The organism is Streptomyces sp. NPDC007905, from assembly GCF_042959345.1.
Lineage (GTDB): Bacteria > Actinomycetota > Actinomycetes > Streptomycetales > Streptomycetaceae > Streptomyces.
The window spans coordinates 193,690-211,868 of the sequence record NZ_JBIBKS010000015.1; the positions used below are offsets into that span (position 1 = coordinate 193,690).

Genomic DNA, 18,179 nt, shown 5'->3' on the forward strand with positions numbered 1-18,179 from the left:
AAGAGCTCCTCCTCGTCCGCCTCGGACTCTCGTCCGGCGTTGGGGTCTTCGTCCCAGGTGGCGGTGGGCCGGGCGTGCGATGAGCCGGGCGTGCGATGAGCCGGGCGTGCGGTGGGCCGGCGGACCGCCAGGGCCTGCCGGCCGGCTCGCCCACCGGCCGCACGGCGCGCACGGGCGGCAGCGGTTCGACCGTCCCGAAGCCGACCGCGGCGGCGAGGATCCCACGGGAATCGTCACGGCACCGCCGAGCAGCGGGACGACCAGCACCACGCAGCCGACCGGGAGCCGCAGCGCGGCCGCCACCGCGGCCGCCATCCCGGCCGCCGACCCGGATACGACGCTCAGGCCGGGCACCGGGCAGCGGGGCGAGCAGCACCCCCACCGCGCCACCCGGAAAGCGAGGGCAGGACGGGGCCACCCCGCAGGCCGCGCAACAGTTCCCGCAGCCGGGTCGGCCTCTTCCGGCTGTGCACCGACGGCGGGGGCGGCGGATGGATCCGACCGCGTCACGGCACCGTTCCTCCCGTGTCAGCCGGGGATCGAACGCTTCTGTACGCCGAACACCTCGGTGCCCCCACCGTCATTGCAGCATTCGGCCGGGAGCCCCGCACGTCCGCACGGTGGCCGCGGACCGTGGAAAGCCGTTGATCGGTTAACCTGACCGCTGCCTCGGCGCGGACGGTGACGCTCCCGGGCCTGCGGCGATGCGAGCCCGAGGCCTTGCCCGGGTGCGTCCGGCAATCGCGAGGGGGAGACATGTTCGGCAGACGCCTGTTGGTGGCTGGGGTGACGGCGGTCCTGATGGCCGGGCTCGGCGCGTGCTCCGGTGGGAGCGGGGGTGGCGACGAGGGCACGAGCCAGGTGGTCGGAGCGGAGCGGAGCGGCACTGCCACCGGACAGACCCGGCCGGATCCGGCCGGCGAGCCGGACACCGTCTCCGGGCTCCGGGACACGGTCCGCCACCTCTCCGCGAAGACCGCCCGGGCCACCCGTGCGCACCTGGTCGGCAAGTGCGCCACCGGCACGCGGCGGGTCAGGCACACGTCGAGCTCGGGCACGGGCACCAGGCGGCGGACCCGCACCTGGTACACCACCGAGCGGTACCGGTCCTGCGGGAAGGTGCGCAGCGGCACCGAGACCTACCGACGGGTCGTGCGCCCGGAGAAGTGGTGCGTGCGCCTGGACGACGTGGACGGCGACAGGGCGAGGGACGACGTCTGGTACCAGGTCACCAGCGCGACCTATGCCGACGCGCTCGACACGGACGAGCACGCCCGCATGAAGTTCACCCCGTCCGGCACCGGCTGCTGAGCCCTCGCTCCAGGACACCGACGGGGCCGTTCGGGTGCCCCTGCGGCCCGGGCGTCCCACCCGGCGTGCGGGGCACGGCGGCCCCGCCTTCACTGAGAGGGACAGATCGTTCCGAGGTCACGGGAGGCGCGCTATGGCAGGGCACTGGACACGAGGTGCGGCGGGCGCGGTGCTGGCCATGGCGGTCGCGGCGACCGGGTGCTCCGGCAACTCCGGAAACCCCTCCGGCACCGCCAGCAAGGCGGCCTCGGCGGCCGCCTCCGCCGCCTCCTCCCTCGCCTCCCGGGGGGCCGACGCGCTGGCCTCGGCCTCGGCGGAGGCCAGGCGCAAGCTGGACCAGGCCAAGGGCGGGGTGAACGCCAAGGACGACGTGACCCTCGGCACCGTCGCCATCGGCGACGACGGCAAGGCCGCGGTGAAGGTGACCGCCAAGAACACCGCGGGCTCCGCCAAGTCCTTCGCCGTCCAGGTCAACTACACGGACAAGAGCGGCAATCTGCTGGACGTGGTCGTGGTGACGATCAAGGACGTGCCCGCCGGCGCCTCCGGGGAGGGCACCGCCCGCAGCAACCGCAAGCTGTCCGGCGAGGTACGCGCGGTCGTCGGCACGGCCCTGCGCTACTGACCACCGGTCGCCGTGTCCCCCGGCTCCCCGGTTCCCCGCCTCCCGGGCCGCCCTCAGCCACCGTGGGGCCGGGCGAGTCCCAGGTCGTACGCGAAGATCACCGCCTGTACCCGGTCCCGGGCGCCGATCTTGGCGAGGACCCGGCCCACATGGGTCTTGACCGTGGACTCGGACAGGACGAAGTGGCCGGCGATCTCGCCGTTGGTCCAGCCCCTGCCGATGGCGACGAGGATCTCGCGTTCGCGGTCCGTGAGCGAGTCGAGGCGCGTGTCCCCGGCCGGGTCGGCGGCGGGGCGCGGGAGGTGCTGGGCGAACTCGTCCAGAAGGCGGCGGGTGAGCGCGGGGGCGATCACCGCGTCGCCGAGGGCGACCGCGCGGATGCCGGCGAGGAGTTCCTCGGGACGGGCGTCCTTGAGGAGGAAGCCGCTGGCTCCGGCACGCAGCGCCGCGTGGACGTACTCGTCGAGGTCGAAGGTGGTCAGCACGAGGATGCGGGAGCGGCCGCCGGCCGCGACGATGCGGCGGGTGGCCTCGATGCCGTCCATGCCGGGCATCCGTACGTCCATCAGCACCACGTCGGGGCGCAGTTCGGCGGCCTTGCGGACGGCCTCGGCACCGTGCGCGGCCTCGCCGAGCACCTCGGTCTCGGGGACGGACTCCAGCAGGATGCGGAAGCCGTAGCGCTGCAACGGCTGGTCGTCCACGATCAGTACGGTCGTCACCCGGCACCGCCGAGGCCCAGGACGGCTTCCACCGTCCAGCCGCCGCCCGCGGCGGGGCCCGCGCTGACGGTTCCGCCGTACAGTGCCGCTCGTTCCCGCATGCCCACCAGGCCGTGTCCTTCCTCGCCGGTCGGTCCGGGCCGGGCGGCCGGGCCGGTGTCCTTGACCCGGATGGTCAGCCGGGCGTCCTCGACGGCGATCGCCAGCGTGGCCCGGGTGCCCGCGCCCGCGTGTTTCAGGGTGTTCGTCAGGGCTTCCTGGACTATGCGGTAGACCGTCAGCTGCACCCCGTCGTCCAGGGCGTCGATGTCACCCGCGGAGCGGTAGACGACGTCCAGACCGGCGGCGCGCACGTTCTCGCACAGCGCGTCGATGTCCGCGATGCCCGGCTGCGGGCTGAGTTCGGGCTCGCCCGGCGGACCGTCGGAGGCAGCGCGCAGCACGCCGAGGACGCGCCGGAGTTCCCCGAGGGCCTGTCGGCCGGTGTCGCCGATGAGGTGCAGGGCCTCCTTGCCGCGTTCCGGAGCGGTGTCGGTGGCGTAGGCACCGGCGTCGGCGAGCGTGATGATGACGGACAGGTTGTGGCCGACGATGTCGTGCATCTCGCGGGCCACCCGGGCCCGTTCGGTGGCCGCGGCCAGCCTGCTGCGCTGGTCGCGTTCGACCTCCAGCCGGGCCGCCTGGTCCCGCAGCCCCGCGAGCTGGGCCCGGCGGATCCGTACCATCAGACCGAGCGCGACGGCCGCCGTCGCCGTGCTCAGCAGGAAGAACAGGGCGTCCCAGACGGACACGACCGGCGAGAGGCGCACCGCGACCACGGCCATGCCGCCCGCCATGAGCCCGCAGGCCCAGGGCAGCTGCCGCAGCCGTCCGTGCAGAGCCAGGCTGTACAGGGCGATGAAGAGGGCGACGTCCGCGCGCAGCGCGGCGTTCAGGGACCACTGGAGCAGGAACACGGCCCAGATGGCGCCGAAGGCCGCCAGGGGCCGGCGCCGGCGCCACAGCAGCGGCAGCACCAGCCCCGCCTGCAGGGCCGCCATCCCGGCGGCCGGCAGCCGGGTGAGGGCGAGGCGCAGGCGGTGCGGTCCGTCGCCGTCCCCCGCGCCCGCGTGCAGCAGGTCGGGCAGACAGAACATGGCGAAGACCAGCACCACCACGGCGGTGTCCAGCACCCAGGGGCGGGCCCGGTCGGCCTGCCGCAGCCGCTGGCCGGCCCGGCCGAGCCGGGCGACCAGCGGCCCCATGCCGCTGATGTCGTAGGTGGTCACCGTGGTCACCGGCTCATGATGCACACGGTCGCCGGTCGCCGCGTCCCTGGTGCTCACGGTCAGGCGTCGCTGCGGACCAGCCGGTACGCCGCCCCCGCCAGCGCGAGTGCCGTCCAGCCGAGGAAGACCAGCAGCCCGGCCAGGGGGGAGAGGGCGGTGGAGTCGTGGGTCAGGGCGAACACCGCCTTGCCGGCGTTGCTCGGCAGGTAGGGGCTGATGTCGTTTTGCCAGGAGCTGGGCAGCAGGGAGACCAGTCCGGGGATGAGCATCAGGGTGGCGACCAGGACGGAGATGCCGCCGGCCACCGACCGCAGCAGTGCGCCCAGGGCGGTGCCGATCACGCCGACCAGGCCGAGGTAGAGCCCGGCACCCAGCAGGCTCCGTACGACTCCCGCGTGGCCCAGGCCCATCGCGGCGGGGGTGCCGGAGAGGATCCCGCTGCCCGCCAGGAAGGCGACGAAGGCGCCGAAGGTCCCGACGACCAGGGCGACCAGCCCGTACACGGCCGCCTTGGACCACAGGACGGGCAGCCGGCGCGGTACGGCGGCCAGGGTCGAGCGGATCATGCCGGTGGAGTACTCCCCCGCCATGACCAGCACGCCGAGGACACCCAGGGCCAGCTGGGCGAAGTTGGTGCCGAAGAGGGACAGGCTGACGGCCGTCGAGTGGGCGAAGTCGCGGTCCATGCGCGGGGAGCCGATCAAGGACTTGTAGCGGCTCGCGGCGATCAGCCCGAAGACGACGAGGAACAGCAGGCCGAGGCCGAGGGTGATCCAGGTCGAGCGCAGCGTCCAGAGTTTGGCCCACTCGGAGGCCAGTACGCGCCGTCCGGTCACGCGGTAGGCGGGGCGGGCGGATGCGGTGCGGGGCTTCTCGGCGGTCGCGGTGAGGGTGCTCATGCCGTCCTCCCGGCGGTCTCGGGGGTAGCGGTGCCGTTCGTGGAGCCGTGGTACTCAACGGCGTCCCGGGTCAGGTCCATGAAGGCCTCCTCCAGGGAGACGGTCTGCGCGGTCAGTTCGAACAACGGGATCCCGTGCTCGGCGGCCTTCAGCCCGATCTCGCGGGCGGTCAGGCCGGTCACCTGCAGTTCCTCGGAGCCGACGCGGCCGGTGATGTCGACGCCCGGCCCGGCCAGCACATCACGCAGCCGCGCGGGGTCCTGGGTGGCCACCCGCACCGTGTCGCCGCCCGCCTCCCGGACCAGGTCGGCCACGGTGGTGTCGGCCAGCAGCCGTCCCCGCCCCACGACGATCAGGTGGTCCGCCACCAGCGCCACCTCGCTCATCAGGTGGGAGGAGACGAACACGGTACGGTCCTCGGCCGCGAGCGAGGTCAGCAGGTTGCGGATCCAGAGCACGCCCTCCGGGTCCAGCCCGTTGACCGGCTCGTCCAGCATCACCGTCTGCGGATCGCCGAGCAGCGCCGCCGCGATGCCGAGCCGCTGGCCCATGCCGAGGGAGAAGGCACCGGCCCGCTTCCGCGCCACGCTGCCCAGACCGGCCAGCTCGATGACCTCGTCGACCCGGCGGCGCGGGATGCCGTGGGTGAGCGCGAGCGCCCGGAGGTGGTGGTAGGCCGAGCGGCCCGGGTGAACGGACTTCGCCTCCAGGAGCGTCCCGACCTCCTGGAGCGGTGCCCGGTGGTGGGCGTAGTGGTGGCCGTTCACGGTGACGGTGCCGCTCGTCGGCGCGTCGAGCCCGACGATCATCCGCATCGTCGTGGACTTGCCCGCGCCGTTGGGGCCCAGGAAGCCGGTCACGGTGCCCGGCTTCACGACGAAGTCCAGCCCGTCGACGGCCGTCTTCTCCCCGTACCTCTTGGTCAGCTGCCGTGCGTCGATCATGCGCCCTCTTTCTCTCGGACCCGGGCGTCCGTCGCCTTTGACGCCTCACCCGTAACGCTAGGGTCCGAATCGCCCATATTTCGTGGTACCGGGGGGTGACGCACGCCCAAGCGGGTGGTACCGCGGTACTACGGGGGTCTCAGTCGAGCCGGCGGCGCTTGGCCAGTCCCGCCGCCGTGAAGGCCGCCACCACGTGCTCCCGGTCTCCGTGAAGGGGGCCCAGCCGTCGCAGTGGGCGGGCACGATCCGGCGTCGCCCGCTCCCCGCGGCCACCAGCGTGCCGCACAGCGCCGTGTTCGCGCCCCCGGCCATCATGGAACGGCCTCGCCGATGCGGATCCGCACGGGACCGGCCCTGCCCCGACCCTACGTAATGTAGGTTTCCCAACCGGCAACGGCCACGTCTGTTCATCGGGGGACACCATGCAGGACACGCACCCGGAGTCGAGTCCACCGGCGCAGGTCGGTGTACGCGGCCTCGTCCCGACGCTGACCGTGCTGGTTGTCAGCCTCGTCATCGCCGCCGTCGGCGTGTACCAGCTGTGCGGCTTCGGACTGCACAGCCTCGACCGGCGCCCGCACCTGTTCAGCGACGGCCTCGCGACCGGCGGGGTGATCGTCGCCGTGGTGGCCGCCGGCGCGGCGGTGGGCAACCTGGCCTGGACACTGACGGCGGCCCGGCGCGGCACGGAGGGCTCGGGATGAGACCCTGTGCGCAGGATGTGTGCGCGCCCGTACGCGCGCTAACCTACAAGCTGTAGGGTCAGCGTTGCCCCGTCCCCTTCCCCAAGGTGCCCGTCACCATGCCCGCACGACAGTCGAGCCCGATCTCCCCACAGGTTCCCACTCAGCGCAAGCCCCGCCCCGGCATTCCCTTCCTGCCGACCGGCGGCGACCGGCTCAGGAAACGGGCGGCGGCGGCCACCGTCTGGTACCTGCGGCTGCAGGCCGTGCTCAACATCGCCGCGGTCCTCTCGCTGCCGTTCCGCGAGGAGGTGCACGAGCACAACGCGGGTGAGTTCTTCACGCCCTACCTGGCCACCGCCGGCCTGGTCTCGGCGGCACTCGCCCTCTTCCTCGCGGTGGTGATGCGCCGCCGCAAACGCGCCGCGTGGGTCTTCAACCTCCTCCTCGCCGGCCCCCTGTTCTGCCTCTACGCCGTCGCCCTCACCCGCGACCCCTACCGCGAGCACCTCTTCAACTGGCTCTCGGCCACCCTCACCGGCCTGTTCGTGGCCGCCCTGCTGCTCGGCCGGCGCGAGTTCGACGCCATCGGCGACCGCTCCAACCCACGCCTCGCACTCGCCGTCGGCACGGGCGGCGCCCTGGTCAGCGGCACACTCGGCATCCTGCTGGTGCGCGCGACCAACACGCTCCCGGGCGCCACCCTCAAGGACGAGATCGCCTACACCCTGCTGCGCGGCATCAGCGTCGGCCCGCTCGCCGACCGGGTCGACGCCGTGAACGCCCCCCGCTGGGCGGACGTGATCGTCAACGTGCTGATCGCCGCCACCTTCCTCCTGGTGCTGTACGCCTGCTTCCGCGCCCCGCGCGGCGCGTGCCTGCTCGCCGCGGAGGACGAGCGGAAGCTGCGGGCGTTGCTGGACCGGCACGGCGACCGCGACTCCCTCGGCTACTTCGCGCTGCGCCGCGACAAGGCCGTCATCTTCTCCCCCAGCGGCAAGGCGGCCGTCGCCTACCGCGTCGTCGGCGGTGTCAGCCTGGCCTCCGGCGACCCCATCGGCGACCCCGAGGCGTGGCCCGGTGCCATCGACGCCTGGCTCGCCGAGGCGCGGCGGCACGCCTGGACTCCGGCCGTGATGGGCGCGAGCGAGGAAGCCGGCACCATCTACGGCCGCCACGGCCTGGACGCCCTGGAACTGGGCGACGAGGCGCTCGTGGACCTCACCGACTTCACCCTCGAAGGCCGGGCCATGCGCGTCGTCCGCCAGGCCCACAACCGTGTCCGCCGAGCCGGTTACACGGTCCGCATCCGCCGCCACGAGGACATCCCCGACGAGGAGATGGCCCTCCTCGTCGACCGCGCCGACCACTGGCGCGACGGCGCCACCGAGCGCGGCTTCTCCATGGCCCTCGGCCGCCTCGGCGACCCGGCCGACGGCCGCTGCGTGATGCTGGAATGCCGGGACGCCGACGACGTTCCCCGGGCCCTGCTCAGCTTCGTGCCCTGGGGCGCACAGGGCCTCTCCCTGGACCTGATGCGCCGCGACCGCGCCTGCGAGAACGGCCTGATGGAGTACATGGTCGTGGAACTCCTCCTGCGCGCCGAGGAGTTGGGGGTGCGCCGGGTGTCGCTGAACTTCGCGATGTTCCGCTCGGTCTTCGAGCGAGGCTCCCGCCTGGGCGCGGGCCCGGTCCTGCGCCTGTGGCGCTCGGTCCTCACCTTCTTCTCCCGCTGGTGGCAGATCGAGTCCCTGTACCGCGCGAACGCCAAGTACCGCCCGGTCTGGGAACCCCGCTTCCTGCTCTTCGCCAAGAGCAGTGACATCCCGAGGATCGGCCTGGCCAGCGCCCGCGCAGAGGGCTTTCTGACCCCGCCCACCCTCCCGCCCTTCCCCCGCCGCAAACAACCGACCTGCCCGTGACCTCCAACTCCCGCAGCGCCACGACGACCACCTGACGGGGCCGGCGCGGGGGCCGGCCTTCACCACGGGAGCGAGGGCGGGGGCCCGGGCAGGGCTACGGCTTCGCCACGACAAGGGATACCGGACCGGGACCCCCGCCCCCGCCCACGCCCACGCCCCCCGGGGCGGGGACTACGCCGCGAGAGCGGGGGACCGGAACCGCCGAAGGCGTCTCGCGGCCGCGTCGCGCATCCCCGCCGCAAGCCGCGGGCCGCCAACGGCGGGCACCCGCCACCACATGGGCCACTCGCAGGCGCTACGAAAGTCGCACGGGTGGTGCGGATGGGAACAACCGCGCCGAAGGCGAAGCCGCGGCGGCCCGGAGCAGCGCGCCCCCACAGGGCTCAGCCCCCACCCCGCGCACTGCCACCTTCGCTCCCCACGATCCCTCCGCCCACCGTGAACCCGATGACCGCCCCGCCCCCTTCCCGCCGGGCGGCGAACGGGGCTCCGCCGTGCGCCATGGCGACCTCGCGGACGATGGACAGTCCGAGGCCCGAGCCCGGCAGGGACCGCGCGTCGGCGGCGCGGTAGAAGCGGTCGAATATGCGGATCAGGTCGCCCGCGGCGATGCCGGGGCCCCGGTCCAGCACCTCGACGCGCACCGTGCCCGGCCGGGCCGGCCCGGTGATGTTGATCTCGATGGGCGCCGTGCCGTCGCGGTCGAACTTCGCCGCGTTCTCGACCAGGTTGGAGATGGCCCGCTGCAGCATCCCGGGCCGCCCGTCGGTACGCGTGTCGCCGCTCGTGCGCAGCAGGACCTCCCGGCCGGTTCGGCGCTTGGCCAGCCCCACCACGTCCTCGGCGATGTCGGCGAGGTCCACCTGCTGCGGCGGCTCGCTGTCGGACTGCCCGGCCGCGAGGTCGACCAGCTCGTTGACCAGGTCGGTCAGCTCGCGGGCCTCCTGGGTGAGGTCGGCGACGAGTTCCTCCCGGGTCGCCGGGGGAAGCTCGTCGATCCTGCGCAGCAGCGAGATGTTCGTACGCAGTGACGTCAATGGTGTGCGCAGCTCGTGCCCGGCGTCCTGGACCAGCCGCCGCTGGTCCTCCTCCGACTGGGCGAGCCGGCCCAACATCCGGTCGAAGGCGCGGCCGAGCCGGCCCACCTCGTCCAGGCCGGCGACGGGCACCTCGATGCCCAGCCGGCGGGTGCGGGCCACGTCCTCGGCGGCGGAGGTGAGGATCACCAGGCGCCGGGTGATCCGGCGGGCCAGCCACCACCCGAACAGCCCCGCGGCGACCACGACCGCCGCCGTCAGGATCAGCGTCCGCTGCTGCAGGGCCCGCAGCAGATCCTCGGTGTCGCTGAACTCCTGCGCGACCTGCACCGCGCCCTTGCCGTCGCCGAGCGAGACGGTGGCGATGCGGAACAGGTCCTCGGCGACCCGGACGTCCTTGTGCTGGACCACTTTGCCGGCCGCCTGCGCGGTGGCCACGGCCCTGTCCCGGGCGGTGACGGGCAGCACCGGGCTGCCGTGGTCGACGATCTGCCCCTGCGCGCCGAGCACCTGCACATCGGTCCGGGCCGGCCGGACCACATCATGGCCCGGGCGGGAGGAGGAGAAGTCCTCGGGGACCATCTCGTGCTGCCGCACCTCGTCCTGCACGTCCTGCACGACCTGCGTGAACACCGACTGCTGGTCGACCCGGACCAGGCGCGCAGCGGAGCCGTACGACAGGGTGCCGACGAGGATCGTCACGGCGGCGGTGACGGCCGCGAAGGACACCGCGAAGGTGGTGCGCAGCGAGACCAGCTTGGGCCGGGGCCCGCCCGGCAGCCGCCGGCTGCGGCCCACTAGTCCTCCCGCAGCACGTAACCCACGCCCCGAACGGTGTGGATCAGTTGCGGTGCGCCGGGCTCGTCGAGTTTGCGGCGCAGGTAGCCGACGTACACGGCGAGGTTCTTCGAGCCGGGCCCGAAGTCGTAGCCCCAGATGCGGTCGTAGATCGTGGAGTGGTCGAGGACGATCCCGGCGTTGCGCACCAGCAGCTCGAGCAGCTCGAACTCGGTGCGGGTCAGTTCCAGCTCACGCCGTCCGCGCCAGGCCCGGCGCGCCTGCAGGTCCATCCGGATGCCCGCGGCCTCCACCTGCCGGTCGGAGACCTGCGCGTCCCGGCCGGCGTCGGCACCGGGGCCCGCGCCACCTCCGGCCGGCACCGGGCTCGTACGCCGCAGCAGCGCCCGCAGCCGCGCGAAGACCTCCTCGACGTCGAACGGCTTGACCACGTAGTCGTCGGCACCGGCGTCCAGGCCCGCGATACGGTCGGCGGTCTCCACCAGGGCGGTGAGCATGAGGATCGGCGTGCGGTCGCCCTCGGCCCGCAGCACCCGGCAGACCTGGAGCCCGTCGATGCCCGGCATCATCACATCGAGCACCAGCACGTCCGGCGGGGTCTTGTGGGCCTGTGCCAGCGCTTCCACGCCGTCGGCGACCGCCGTCACCTCATACCCCTCCAGGCTCAGGGCACGCTCCAGGGCATGACGGATGGCACGGTCGTCTTCGGCGAGCAGCACAGTCTGGGGCACGTCCCCAGTCTGCCAAGGGCTCCGGCGGTTCGGTCGGGACGAGCGGGCCTACGATCACCCTTTTTACCCGCCTCTCACCGTCACAGGGGCAACCCCGGGCAGGCACCCACCGTCTTCTCACCGCCACGCATCGACCCACCCGGGTGCCGGCACCCGGCCGAACCGACCCGGGCCGGCACCCGGCCGAAGCGACCCGAGCCGGCACCCGGCCGACCGACCCGGGTGGACGGGCGGAAAAACGGGGACCGAGGCACACCCCCTAGCGCCGCAACGCGGCGAGCTGCTCGGCGAAGGGCACGACACCGGCCTCGGTCGGCCGACTCGCCGAAGGCATGAGCGCGGCCAGTTCGCCCGCAGCCCGCTCGGCCCGCTCCGAGAGCCCCTCGGCGCCCCAGTCCTCCGAGGACGCGTAGACGGCCGTAGGGACCACCACGGCCCGCAGGTACGCGAACAACGGCCGCAGCGCATGCTCCAGCACCAGCGAGTGCCGGGCCGTACCCCCGGTGGCCGCGATCAGTACCGGCTTGCCCACCAGCGCGTCGCTGTCGAGCACGTCGAAGAAGGACTTGAACAGCCCGCTGTAGGAGGCGCTGAACACGGGCGTGACCACGATCAGCCCGTCGGCGTCCGCCACCGCCTCCTGCGCGGCGGCGAGCCCCTTGCCCGGAAACCCGTTGGTGAAGTGGTGCGCGATCTCGACCGCGAGCTCGCGCAGCTCGACCACCTGGATGTCGACGGGCGTCTGCCGGTCCACGGCCGCGGCCAGCCGGTCGCCCAGCAGCCGGGTGGAGGAGGGGACGCTCAGCCCCGCCGAGACGACGACGAGTTTCATTGGACGGTCACTCCTTCCGAAGAGGCGGCGAGCAGGGAAGCGTGGGTGGGCGCCTCCGGCACGTTCGCCGGACGGCCGTTCGCGAACTCCTCGCGCAGCACCGGTACGACCTCCTCGCCGAGCATGTCGAGCTGCTCCAGCACGGTCTTCAGCGGCAGCCCCGCGTGGTCCATCAGGAAGAGCTGGCGCTGGTAGTCACCGGCGTACTCCCGGAAGGACAGGGTCTTGTCGATCACCTGCTGCGGGGAGCCGACGGTCAGCGGGGTCTGCTCGGTGAAGTCCTCGAGCGAGGGCCCGTGTCCGTACACCGGCGCGTTGTCGAAGTACGGCCGGAACTCACGCACCGCGTCCTGCGAGTTCTTCCGCATGAACACCTGACCGCCCAGCCCGACGATCGCCTGCTCCGGCGTGCCGTGCCCGTAGTGGGCGTACCGGGCCCGGTACAGCTCGACCATCCGCTTGGTGTGGTCGGCGGGCCAGAAGATGTTGTTGTGGAAGAAGCCGTCACCGTAGTACGCGGCCTGCTCGGCGATCTCCGGGGACCGGATGGAGCCGTGCCAGACGAACGGCGGTACACCGTCCAGCGGACGCGGGGTCGAGGTGAATCCCTGCAGCGGCGTGCGGAATTTCCCTTCCCAGTCGACGACGTCCTCGCGCCACAGCCGGTGCAGCAGGGCGTAGTTCTCGACGGCGAGGCCGATGCCCTCCCGGATGTCCTTGCCGAACCAGGGGTAGACCGGCCCGGTGTTGCCGCGGCCCGTCATCAGGTCGACGCGCCCGTCGGCCAGGTGCTGGAGCATCGCGAAGTCCTCCGCGATCTTCACCGGGTCGTTGGTGGTGATCAGGGTGGTGGAGGTGGAGAGGATCAGCCGCTCCGTGCGTGCCGCTATGTAGCCGAGCATCGTGGTCGGCGAGGACGGCACGAACGGCGGGTTGTGGTGCTCACCGGTGGCGAACACGTCGAGCCCGACCTCCTCGGCCTTGAGCGCGATGGCGACCATGGCCTTGATCCGCTCGCGCTCGGTCGGCGTACGCCCCGTGGTGGGGTCCGGCGTGACGTCGCCGACCGTGAAGATCCCGAACTGCATGGCCGCTCACCCTCCAGGTTGTTGACTATTCAACTATACCCCTGAACGGCCATCCGACCCGGGCTATTCCCCCGCCCTCCGACCCCGCCGGACACCCCTACGGCACGAGCACCAGCCGCCCCCGCACCCCGCCCTCCGCCAGCCGGGCATGCGCCTTGGCGGCCTCGCCCAGGGGGAAGGTCCCGGCCACCCGAAGGCTCAGCACACCGTCGTCCACCAGCCGGACCAGCTCCGCCAGCCGTGCCCGGTCGGCGCTCACCGCCACGGCCGTGGTCCGCACCCCGCGCACCGCGCCGGGCTGCCGGCCGGGCTGGGCGCTGACGAAGACGCCTCCGTCCCGCACCCACTCCAGCGCCGGCTCACCGAGCATCGCCGCGTCCAGCACCGCGTCCACACTCCCCGGCGCGACCCCGTCGGCCGTGAAGTCCGTGGCCCCCAGCGACCGCACCAGCTCCTCGTCGGCCGCCCGGGCGTGCCCGGTCACCGCGATCCCCCGGTGCGCGGCCAGCTGCACCGCGAACCCGCCGACCGCACCCGCCGCACCGGTCACCAGCAGCGAGGCTCCCGGCGACAGCTCCAGCAGGTCCAGGGCCTGGACGGCGGTCAGCCCGTTCAGCGGCAGGGTGCCGGCGTGCACCGCGTCCACCGTGACCGGCGCCTTGGCGGCCGCGTCGGTGTCCACGACGACGTACTCGGCGTGCGCCCCCAGCGGATCGGCCACACCCGGCACCAGTGCGACCACCTCGTCGCCCACCTGCCAGGCGGCGGCCACGCCCACCGCGTCCACCGTCCCGGCGACGTCCCAGCCGAGCCCGATCACCTTGCCGGCCCCACCGAAGAAACCGGCCCGGACAGCCAGGTCCACCGGATTCAGCGCGCCGGCCGTCACCTTGATCCGCACCTGCCGAGCCCCCGGCTCCGGCACCGCCACCTCGGCGATCTCCACGGCCTCCGGACCGCCGAACGTCGTCACCACAGCAGCACGCATGTCAACTCTCCTCGAAAACCAAGGCACTTGATGGTTGCGGCGATGTCCCAGCCGCAGCGGCAACCCTAGGAGAGCTACTATCCATCGGTAAGTAGTTACCTGAGAGTGCGTAGGTGCCCCGAAGGAGAGCCCATGGCGACGATGACCGCGGCCCAGCGGCGCGAGCAGGCCCGTATCGACTACGACGCCTTCCTGCGCAGTTGCCCCACCAACCAGCTCCTCGGCCGGCTCAGCGACAAGTGGGTCAGCCTCGTCGTCGCCGCGCTGGTCCCCGCCCCCATGCGCTACAGCGACATCGGCCGCAAGGTCGCCGGCGTCAGCCCCAAGATGCTCACCCAGACCCTGCGCACCCTCGAACGCGACGGCCTCGTCTCCCGCACCGTCACCCCGTCCGTCCCGGTCCGGGTCGACTACGAACTCACCCCGCTCGGCCGCAGCCTCGCCGGCCTGCTCACCGCGGTGAAGGAGTGGGCGGAAACCCACTTCGAGGAGGTCCGGGCAGCCCGCGAGCAGTACGACGCGGAGAACCCCGGTTAGGGACGCTCCCGCAGCCGGGCGATCTGCTCCCCGCTGAACTCCACCGTCCGCTCCATGTGCCGGACGATCGCGGCCAGTTCGCGGTCGTCCAGCTCGTCGAAGATCCTCGACCAGTCACCGGCCAGCGAGTCCCACATCCGCCCGAACTCGGCGATCTTCTCCGGCACGGTCGCCACCAGCACCCGCCGCCGGTCCGCCTCGTCCCGCCGTCGTACGACGTACCCGGCCCGCTCCAGCCGGTCCACGAGCCGGGTCGCCGACCCCGTCGTCAGCCCGGTCAGCTCCGCGATCCGGCCCGTGGTGACCGGCTCCTCCTCCAGCGTGAGCAGGTTCAGGCACTGCAGATCGGTGGGGTGCAGCCCGATGCGGTCGGCGACGGCCTGGTTGAACAGGGCGTAGGACGCCATGTACCGCCGGGACACCACGGCCAGCTCCGCCAGCAGCCCGGACCTCCCGGTCCCCTTCCCGGCCATGCCGTACTCCCCTTCGTCTGCGTGGTGCAGAGATCGTACGACGCTCCCGGCCCCTCAGAAGGCGTACGCGTCCCCGGTGTCGAGGACCAGCACCTGCAGCCGGTCGTTCATCCGGTTCCTGTCCGCGACACCCCCGTTCCAGGCGGTGTCCACCTCCAGCGTCACCTCCGACGGCTTCGCCTTCAGCCGCGCCGGCACCCTGATCTGCTCCCCCGAGGCGTCCGCGGCCAGCGCCCCCGTCCCGCACACCACCGTCCGCTCGTCCGTGCGCACGCACCCGCCCGGCAGTTCCTGCCGCCCGGCCAGCGGCACCGACCAGCGCAGCAGCACGCTCGCGTCCGGCACGGCCGAGGGGCCATCGTTGCTCGGAGTCACCCGGACCTCCACCCGGTCCCCGTCCATGACGGCACTCCCGTGAAAGGCCACATCGGCCTCGGGCTCGGGAACGGCCCCAGCCGGCCAGGCAGTGCCCCAGGCCACCACCACGGCACCGCACGCACCCAGCATCCACGACCTCATCCGCATGCCACCTCACCTCGGGCTTCGTCCTGCGTGCCGTACCGATGTATGCCACGCGAACCGGCCGGCAGTCGCCCTCGAACAGGTGACACCACCCCCACGTGCGAAGCTGCCCATATGCCGATCGTCCGCTCCGCCGCCCTCTTCGTCCTGGCCGCGCTCTTCGAGATCGGCGGCGCCTGGCTGATCTGGCAGGGCGTGCGCGAACACCGCGGCTGGCTGTGGATCACCGGCGGGGTCCTCGCCCTCGGCGCGTACGGCTTCGTCGCCACCTTCCAGCCGGACGCCCACTTCGGCCGCATCCTCGCCGCCTACGGCGGGATCTTCGTGGCCGGCTCGCTCCTGTGGGGCGTCATCGCCGACGGCTACCGCCCCGACCGCTGGGACATCACCGGAGCGCTGATCTGCCTCGCCGGAATGGCCGTGATCATGTGGGCACCGAGGAACGGCGCCTGACCCTCGCCTACGCTGGACGGAACGCCGACAGCAGACCCGCCTCTCCCAGGAGCAGCCCATGGCCACCGCCGCCCCGTCCGCCGCCTCCCGCATCGCCGTCGTCACCGGTGCGAGCAGCGGCATCGGTGCCGCGACGGCCCGCCGGCTCGCCGAGGCCGGTTACCGCGTCGTTCTCACGGCCCGCCGCAAGGACCGCATCGAAGCCCTGGCCGAGGAACTCACCACGGCCGGCCACTCGGCGACGGCCTACCAGCTGGACGTGACGGACCGCACGGCGGTGGACGAGTTCGCGACCGCCTTCAGGACGATCGGCGTCCTCGTCAACAACGCCGGCGGAGCGCTGGGCGCGGACCCCGTGGCCACCGGTGACCCGGCCGACTGGCGCACGATGTACGAGACGAACGTCATCGGCACCCTGAACGTCACCCAGGCCCTGCTCCCGAAGCTGGAGGCGAGCGGCGACGGAGTCGTCGTGGTGGTGTCCTCCACGGCGGGCCACGGCACCTACGAGGGCGGCGCGGGCTACGTGGCCGCCAAGCACGGCGCCCACGTCCTCGCCGAGACCCTCCGCCTGGAGATCGTCGGCCGGCCGGTGCGGGTCATCGAGATCGCGCCCGGCATGGTCAAGACCGACGAGTTCGCCCTGACCCGCTTCGGCGGCGACACCGAGAAGGCCGAGAAGGTCTACGCGGGCGTGGCCGAGCCCCTCACCGCCGACGACGTCGCCGAGGCGGTCACCTGGGCGGTCACCCGCCCCAGCCACGTCAACGTGGACCTCCTGGTCCTGCGTCCGCGCGCCCAGGCCTCCAACACCAAGGTGCACAGGGAGCTGTGATGCCCGAGGAGGACTCCCTGGAAAAACGCCGCCTGGCCCAGGAGACGAAGGACGAACGCCAGGTCTGGTACTTCCTGGCGTACTTCCTGTTCGGCATCCACTTCGTGGCGTTCGTGATGATCTACGCGGTGAGGCACGCGAAGTAGCGCCTTGAGGAGGCGTCAGCCCTTCACGCAGACGACCTGCTTCAGCTTCGCCACGACCTCGACCAAGTCCCGCTGCTGGTCGATGACCTGGTCGATGGACTTGTAGGCGCCCGGGATCTCGTCCACGACGCCGGAGTCCTTGCGGCACTCCACGCCCCGCGTCTGGTCCTCCAGGTCCTTCGTCGAGAAGCGGCGCTTGGCCGCGTTGCGGCTCATGCGCCGACCGGCGCCGTGCGAGGCCGAGTTGAAGGCCATCTCGTTGCCGAGACCCCTCACGATGTACGAGCCCGTGCCCATCGAGCCCGGGATGATCCCGTACTCGCCGGAGCCGGCCCGGATCGCGCCCTTGCGGGTGACGAGCAGGTCCATGCCCTCGTACCGCTCCTCCGCCACGTAGTTGTGGTGACAGGAGATCTCCGCCTCGAAGGTCGGCTTCGCCTTCTTGAACTCCTTGCGGATCACGTCCTTCAGGAGCGCCATCATGAGCGTGCGGTTGTACTTGGCGTACTCCTGCGCCCAGAACAGGTCGTTGCGGTAGGCCGCCATCTGCGGGGTGTCCGAGACGAAGACGGCGAGGTCACGGTCGACCAGGCCCTGGTTGTGCGGAAGCTTCTGGGCCACGCCGATGTGGTGCTCGGCGAGTTCCTTGCCGATGTTGCGGGAGCCCGAGTGGAGCATCAGCCAGATCGAACCGTTGGTGTCGGTGCATACCTCGACAAAGTGGTTGCCACTCCCGAGCGTTCCCATCTGCTTCGTGGCACGCTCCTGACGGAACTTGACCGAATCGGCGATTCCGTCGAACCGTCCCCAGAAGTCGTCCCATCCCGAGGTGGCGAGGCCGTGCACACGGCCCGGGTCGACGGGATCCTCATGCATCCCCCGCCCCACCGGGATCGCCTGCTCGATCTTCGACCGCAGCCGGGACAGATCCCCCGGAAGATCGTTCGCCGTCAGCGACGTCTTCACCGCCGACATCCCGCAGCCGATGTCCACCCCGACCGCGGCAGGGCACACAGCCCCCCGCATCGCGATGACCGAGCCGACCGTCGCGCCCTTTCCGAAGTGCACGTCCGGCATCACGGCCAGGCCCTTGATCCAGGGCAGGGTGGCGACGTTCTGGAGCTGGCGCAGGGCCACGTCCTCGACCGTCGCGGGGTCGGTCCACAGACGGATCGGGACCTTCGCGCCCGGTATCTCCACGTACGACATGTCTTCCTCATTCCCCCGGAAACACCAACAAAAGGCTTAAGAACAGCAAAACGCAAAAGTGACGCCAAGCTCAATGAAAAGGGACAAGGGAACGGCGTCCACGGCGGAGCGTGCGATACACATTGTCCCCAGGGGGCGCCCCTCCGCGGCAAGCGA

At 72.2% G+C, this 18,179-nt stretch carries 20 protein-coding genes; 8 read left to right on the forward strand and 12 right to left on the reverse strand.

The genetic code is table 11. The features are described from left to right. The first annotated feature begins 756 nt into the window (after positions 1-756). Entirely contained in the window at positions 757-1,311 is a 555-nt protein-coding gene (locus tag ACFZDC_RS26350; RefSeq protein WP_391327651.1) for a hypothetical protein, read from the forward strand. Between the two features lie 133 nt (positions 1,312-1,444). Continuing rightward, the gene (locus ACFZDC_RS26355; RefSeq protein WP_391327653.1) at positions 1,445-1,936 is read left to right on the forward strand and encodes a hypothetical protein; all 492 of its coding nucleotides are present in this window, start codon (positions 1,445-1,447) and stop codon (positions 1,934-1,936) included. 53 nt (positions 1,937-1,989) lie between these two features. Here ACFZDC_RS26355 and ACFZDC_RS26360 read toward each other — a convergent pair whose 3' ends face one another. The 4 genes from ACFZDC_RS26360 to ACFZDC_RS26375 form a co-directional block, all read right to left on the reverse strand. Then, on the reverse strand, positions 1,990-2,658 hold the full coding sequence (locus ACFZDC_RS26360; RefSeq protein ID WP_391327655.1) for a response regulator: 669 nt from the start codon (positions 2,656-2,658) through the stop codon (positions 1,990-1,992). After that, positions 2,655-3,902, reverse strand: a complete 1,248-nt coding sequence (locus tag ACFZDC_RS26365) for a histidine kinase (RefSeq protein ID WP_391327744.1) — start codon at positions 3,900-3,902, stop codon at positions 2,655-2,657. The genes ACFZDC_RS26360 and ACFZDC_RS26365 overlap by 4 nt, the downstream gene beginning before the upstream one ends. Before the next feature lie 83 nt (positions 3,903-3,985). Continuing rightward, a complete protein-coding gene (locus ACFZDC_RS26370) occupies positions 3,986-4,825 on the reverse strand; it encodes an ABC transporter permease (RefSeq protein ID WP_391327656.1) in 840 nt (279 codons plus the stop codon). After that, on the reverse strand, positions 4,822-5,769 hold the full coding sequence (locus ACFZDC_RS26375; protein WP_391327658.1) for an ATP-binding cassette domain-containing protein: 948 nt from the start codon (positions 5,767-5,769) through the stop codon (positions 4,822-4,824). The genes ACFZDC_RS26370 and ACFZDC_RS26375 overlap by 4 nt, the downstream gene beginning before the upstream one ends. 422 nt (positions 5,770-6,191) lie before the next feature. Here ACFZDC_RS26375 and ACFZDC_RS26380 point away from each other — a divergent pair, with 422 nt between their 5' ends. Together ACFZDC_RS26380 and ACFZDC_RS26385 are read left to right on the forward strand one after the other, a co-directional pair. Next, on the forward strand, positions 6,192-6,473 hold the full coding sequence (locus ACFZDC_RS26380; RefSeq protein WP_391327660.1) for a hypothetical protein: 282 nt from the start codon (positions 6,192-6,194) through the stop codon (positions 6,471-6,473). A gap of 98 nt (positions 6,474-6,571) precedes the next feature. Beyond that, positions 6,572-8,374, forward strand: a complete 1,803-nt coding sequence (locus ACFZDC_RS26385) for a phosphatidylglycerol lysyltransferase domain-containing protein (protein ID WP_391327662.1) — start codon at positions 6,572-6,574, stop codon at positions 8,372-8,374. Positions 8,375-8,757: 383 nt separating this feature from the next. Here the strand turns inward: ACFZDC_RS26385 and ACFZDC_RS26390 are convergent, their stop codons facing one another. The 5 genes from ACFZDC_RS26390 to ACFZDC_RS26410 all read right to left on the reverse strand — a co-directional run bounded on the left by ACFZDC_RS26390 (position 8,758) and on the right by ACFZDC_RS26410 (position 13,848). Next, on the reverse strand, positions 8,758-10,209 hold the full coding sequence (locus tag ACFZDC_RS26390) for an ATP-binding protein (RefSeq protein WP_391327663.1): 1,452 nt from the start codon (positions 10,207-10,209) through the stop codon (positions 8,758-8,760). Further along, positions 10,209-10,928, reverse strand: a complete 720-nt coding sequence (locus ACFZDC_RS26395) for a response regulator (protein ID WP_391327746.1) — start codon at positions 10,926-10,928, stop codon at positions 10,209-10,211. The genes ACFZDC_RS26390 and ACFZDC_RS26395 overlap by 1 nt, the downstream gene beginning before the upstream one ends. A 271-nt stretch (positions 10,929-11,199) precedes the next feature. Next, on the reverse strand, positions 11,200-11,772 hold the full coding sequence (locus tag ACFZDC_RS26400; RefSeq protein WP_391327665.1) for a CE1759 family FMN reductase: 573 nt from the start codon (positions 11,770-11,772) through the stop codon (positions 11,200-11,202). After that, on the reverse strand, positions 11,769-12,860 hold the full coding sequence (locus ACFZDC_RS26405) for a CE1758 family FMN-dependent luciferase-like monooxygenase (protein WP_391327666.1): 1,092 nt from the start codon (positions 12,858-12,860) through the stop codon (positions 11,769-11,771). Before ACFZDC_RS26405 ends, ACFZDC_RS26400 begins: the two co-directional genes overlap by 4 nt. A 97-nt stretch (positions 12,861-12,957) precedes the next feature. After that, the gene (locus ACFZDC_RS26410) at positions 12,958-13,848 is read right to left on the reverse strand and encodes a zinc-binding dehydrogenase (protein WP_391327668.1); all 891 of its coding nucleotides are present in this window, start codon (positions 13,846-13,848) and stop codon (positions 12,958-12,960) included. A 132-nt stretch (positions 13,849-13,980) separates the two neighbouring features. Here ACFZDC_RS26410 and ACFZDC_RS26415 point away from each other — a divergent pair, with 132 nt between their 5' ends. Then, positions 13,981-14,385: a winged helix-turn-helix transcriptional regulator gene (locus ACFZDC_RS26415; protein WP_391327670.1), complete on the forward strand. Its 405-nt coding sequence runs from the start codon at positions 13,981-13,983 to the stop codon at positions 14,383-14,385. On the opposite strand, the gene ACFZDC_RS26420 is transcribed toward ACFZDC_RS26415, so the two are convergent. After that, positions 14,382-14,858: a MarR family transcriptional regulator gene (locus tag ACFZDC_RS26420; protein ID WP_391327672.1), complete on the reverse strand. Its 477-nt coding sequence runs from the start codon at positions 14,856-14,858 to the stop codon at positions 14,382-14,384. The genes ACFZDC_RS26415 and ACFZDC_RS26420 overlap by 4 nt on opposite strands. 54 nt (positions 14,859-14,912) lie before the next feature. Continuing rightward, entirely contained in the window at positions 14,913-15,383 is a 471-nt protein-coding gene (locus tag ACFZDC_RS26425) for a hypothetical protein (RefSeq protein ID WP_391327674.1), read from the reverse strand. Between the two features lie 111 nt (positions 15,384-15,494). Between ACFZDC_RS26425 and ACFZDC_RS26430 the strand changes: the two genes are divergently transcribed. The 3 genes from ACFZDC_RS26430 to ACFZDC_RS26440 are packed head-to-tail and all read left to right on the forward strand — an operon-like array spanning position 15,495 to position 16,814. Beyond that, positions 15,495-15,833 carry a YnfA family protein gene (locus ACFZDC_RS26430; RefSeq protein ID WP_391327676.1) on the forward strand — a complete coding sequence of 113 codons (339 nt, stop codon included), beginning with the start codon at positions 15,495-15,497 and terminating at the stop codon, positions 15,831-15,833. A 58-nt stretch (positions 15,834-15,891) separates the two neighbouring features. Next, complete coding sequence (locus ACFZDC_RS26435; RefSeq protein WP_391327678.1) at positions 15,892-16,668, forward strand: SDR family NAD(P)-dependent oxidoreductase; 777 nt, start codon at positions 15,892-15,894, stop codon at positions 16,666-16,668. Further along, positions 16,668-16,814 carry a hypothetical protein gene (locus ACFZDC_RS26440; RefSeq protein ID WP_391327680.1) on the forward strand — a complete coding sequence of 49 codons (147 nt, stop codon included), beginning with the start codon at positions 16,668-16,670 and terminating at the stop codon, positions 16,812-16,814. The genes ACFZDC_RS26435 and ACFZDC_RS26440 overlap by 1 nt, the downstream gene beginning before the upstream one ends. 15 nt (positions 16,815-16,829) lie before the next feature. On the opposite strand, the gene ACFZDC_RS26445 is transcribed toward ACFZDC_RS26440, so the two are convergent. After that, complete coding sequence (locus ACFZDC_RS26445; RefSeq protein ID WP_391327682.1) at positions 16,830-18,023, reverse strand: RtcB family protein; 1,194 nt, start codon at positions 18,021-18,023, stop codon at positions 16,830-16,832. Positions 18,024-18,179 lie beyond the last annotated feature (156 nt).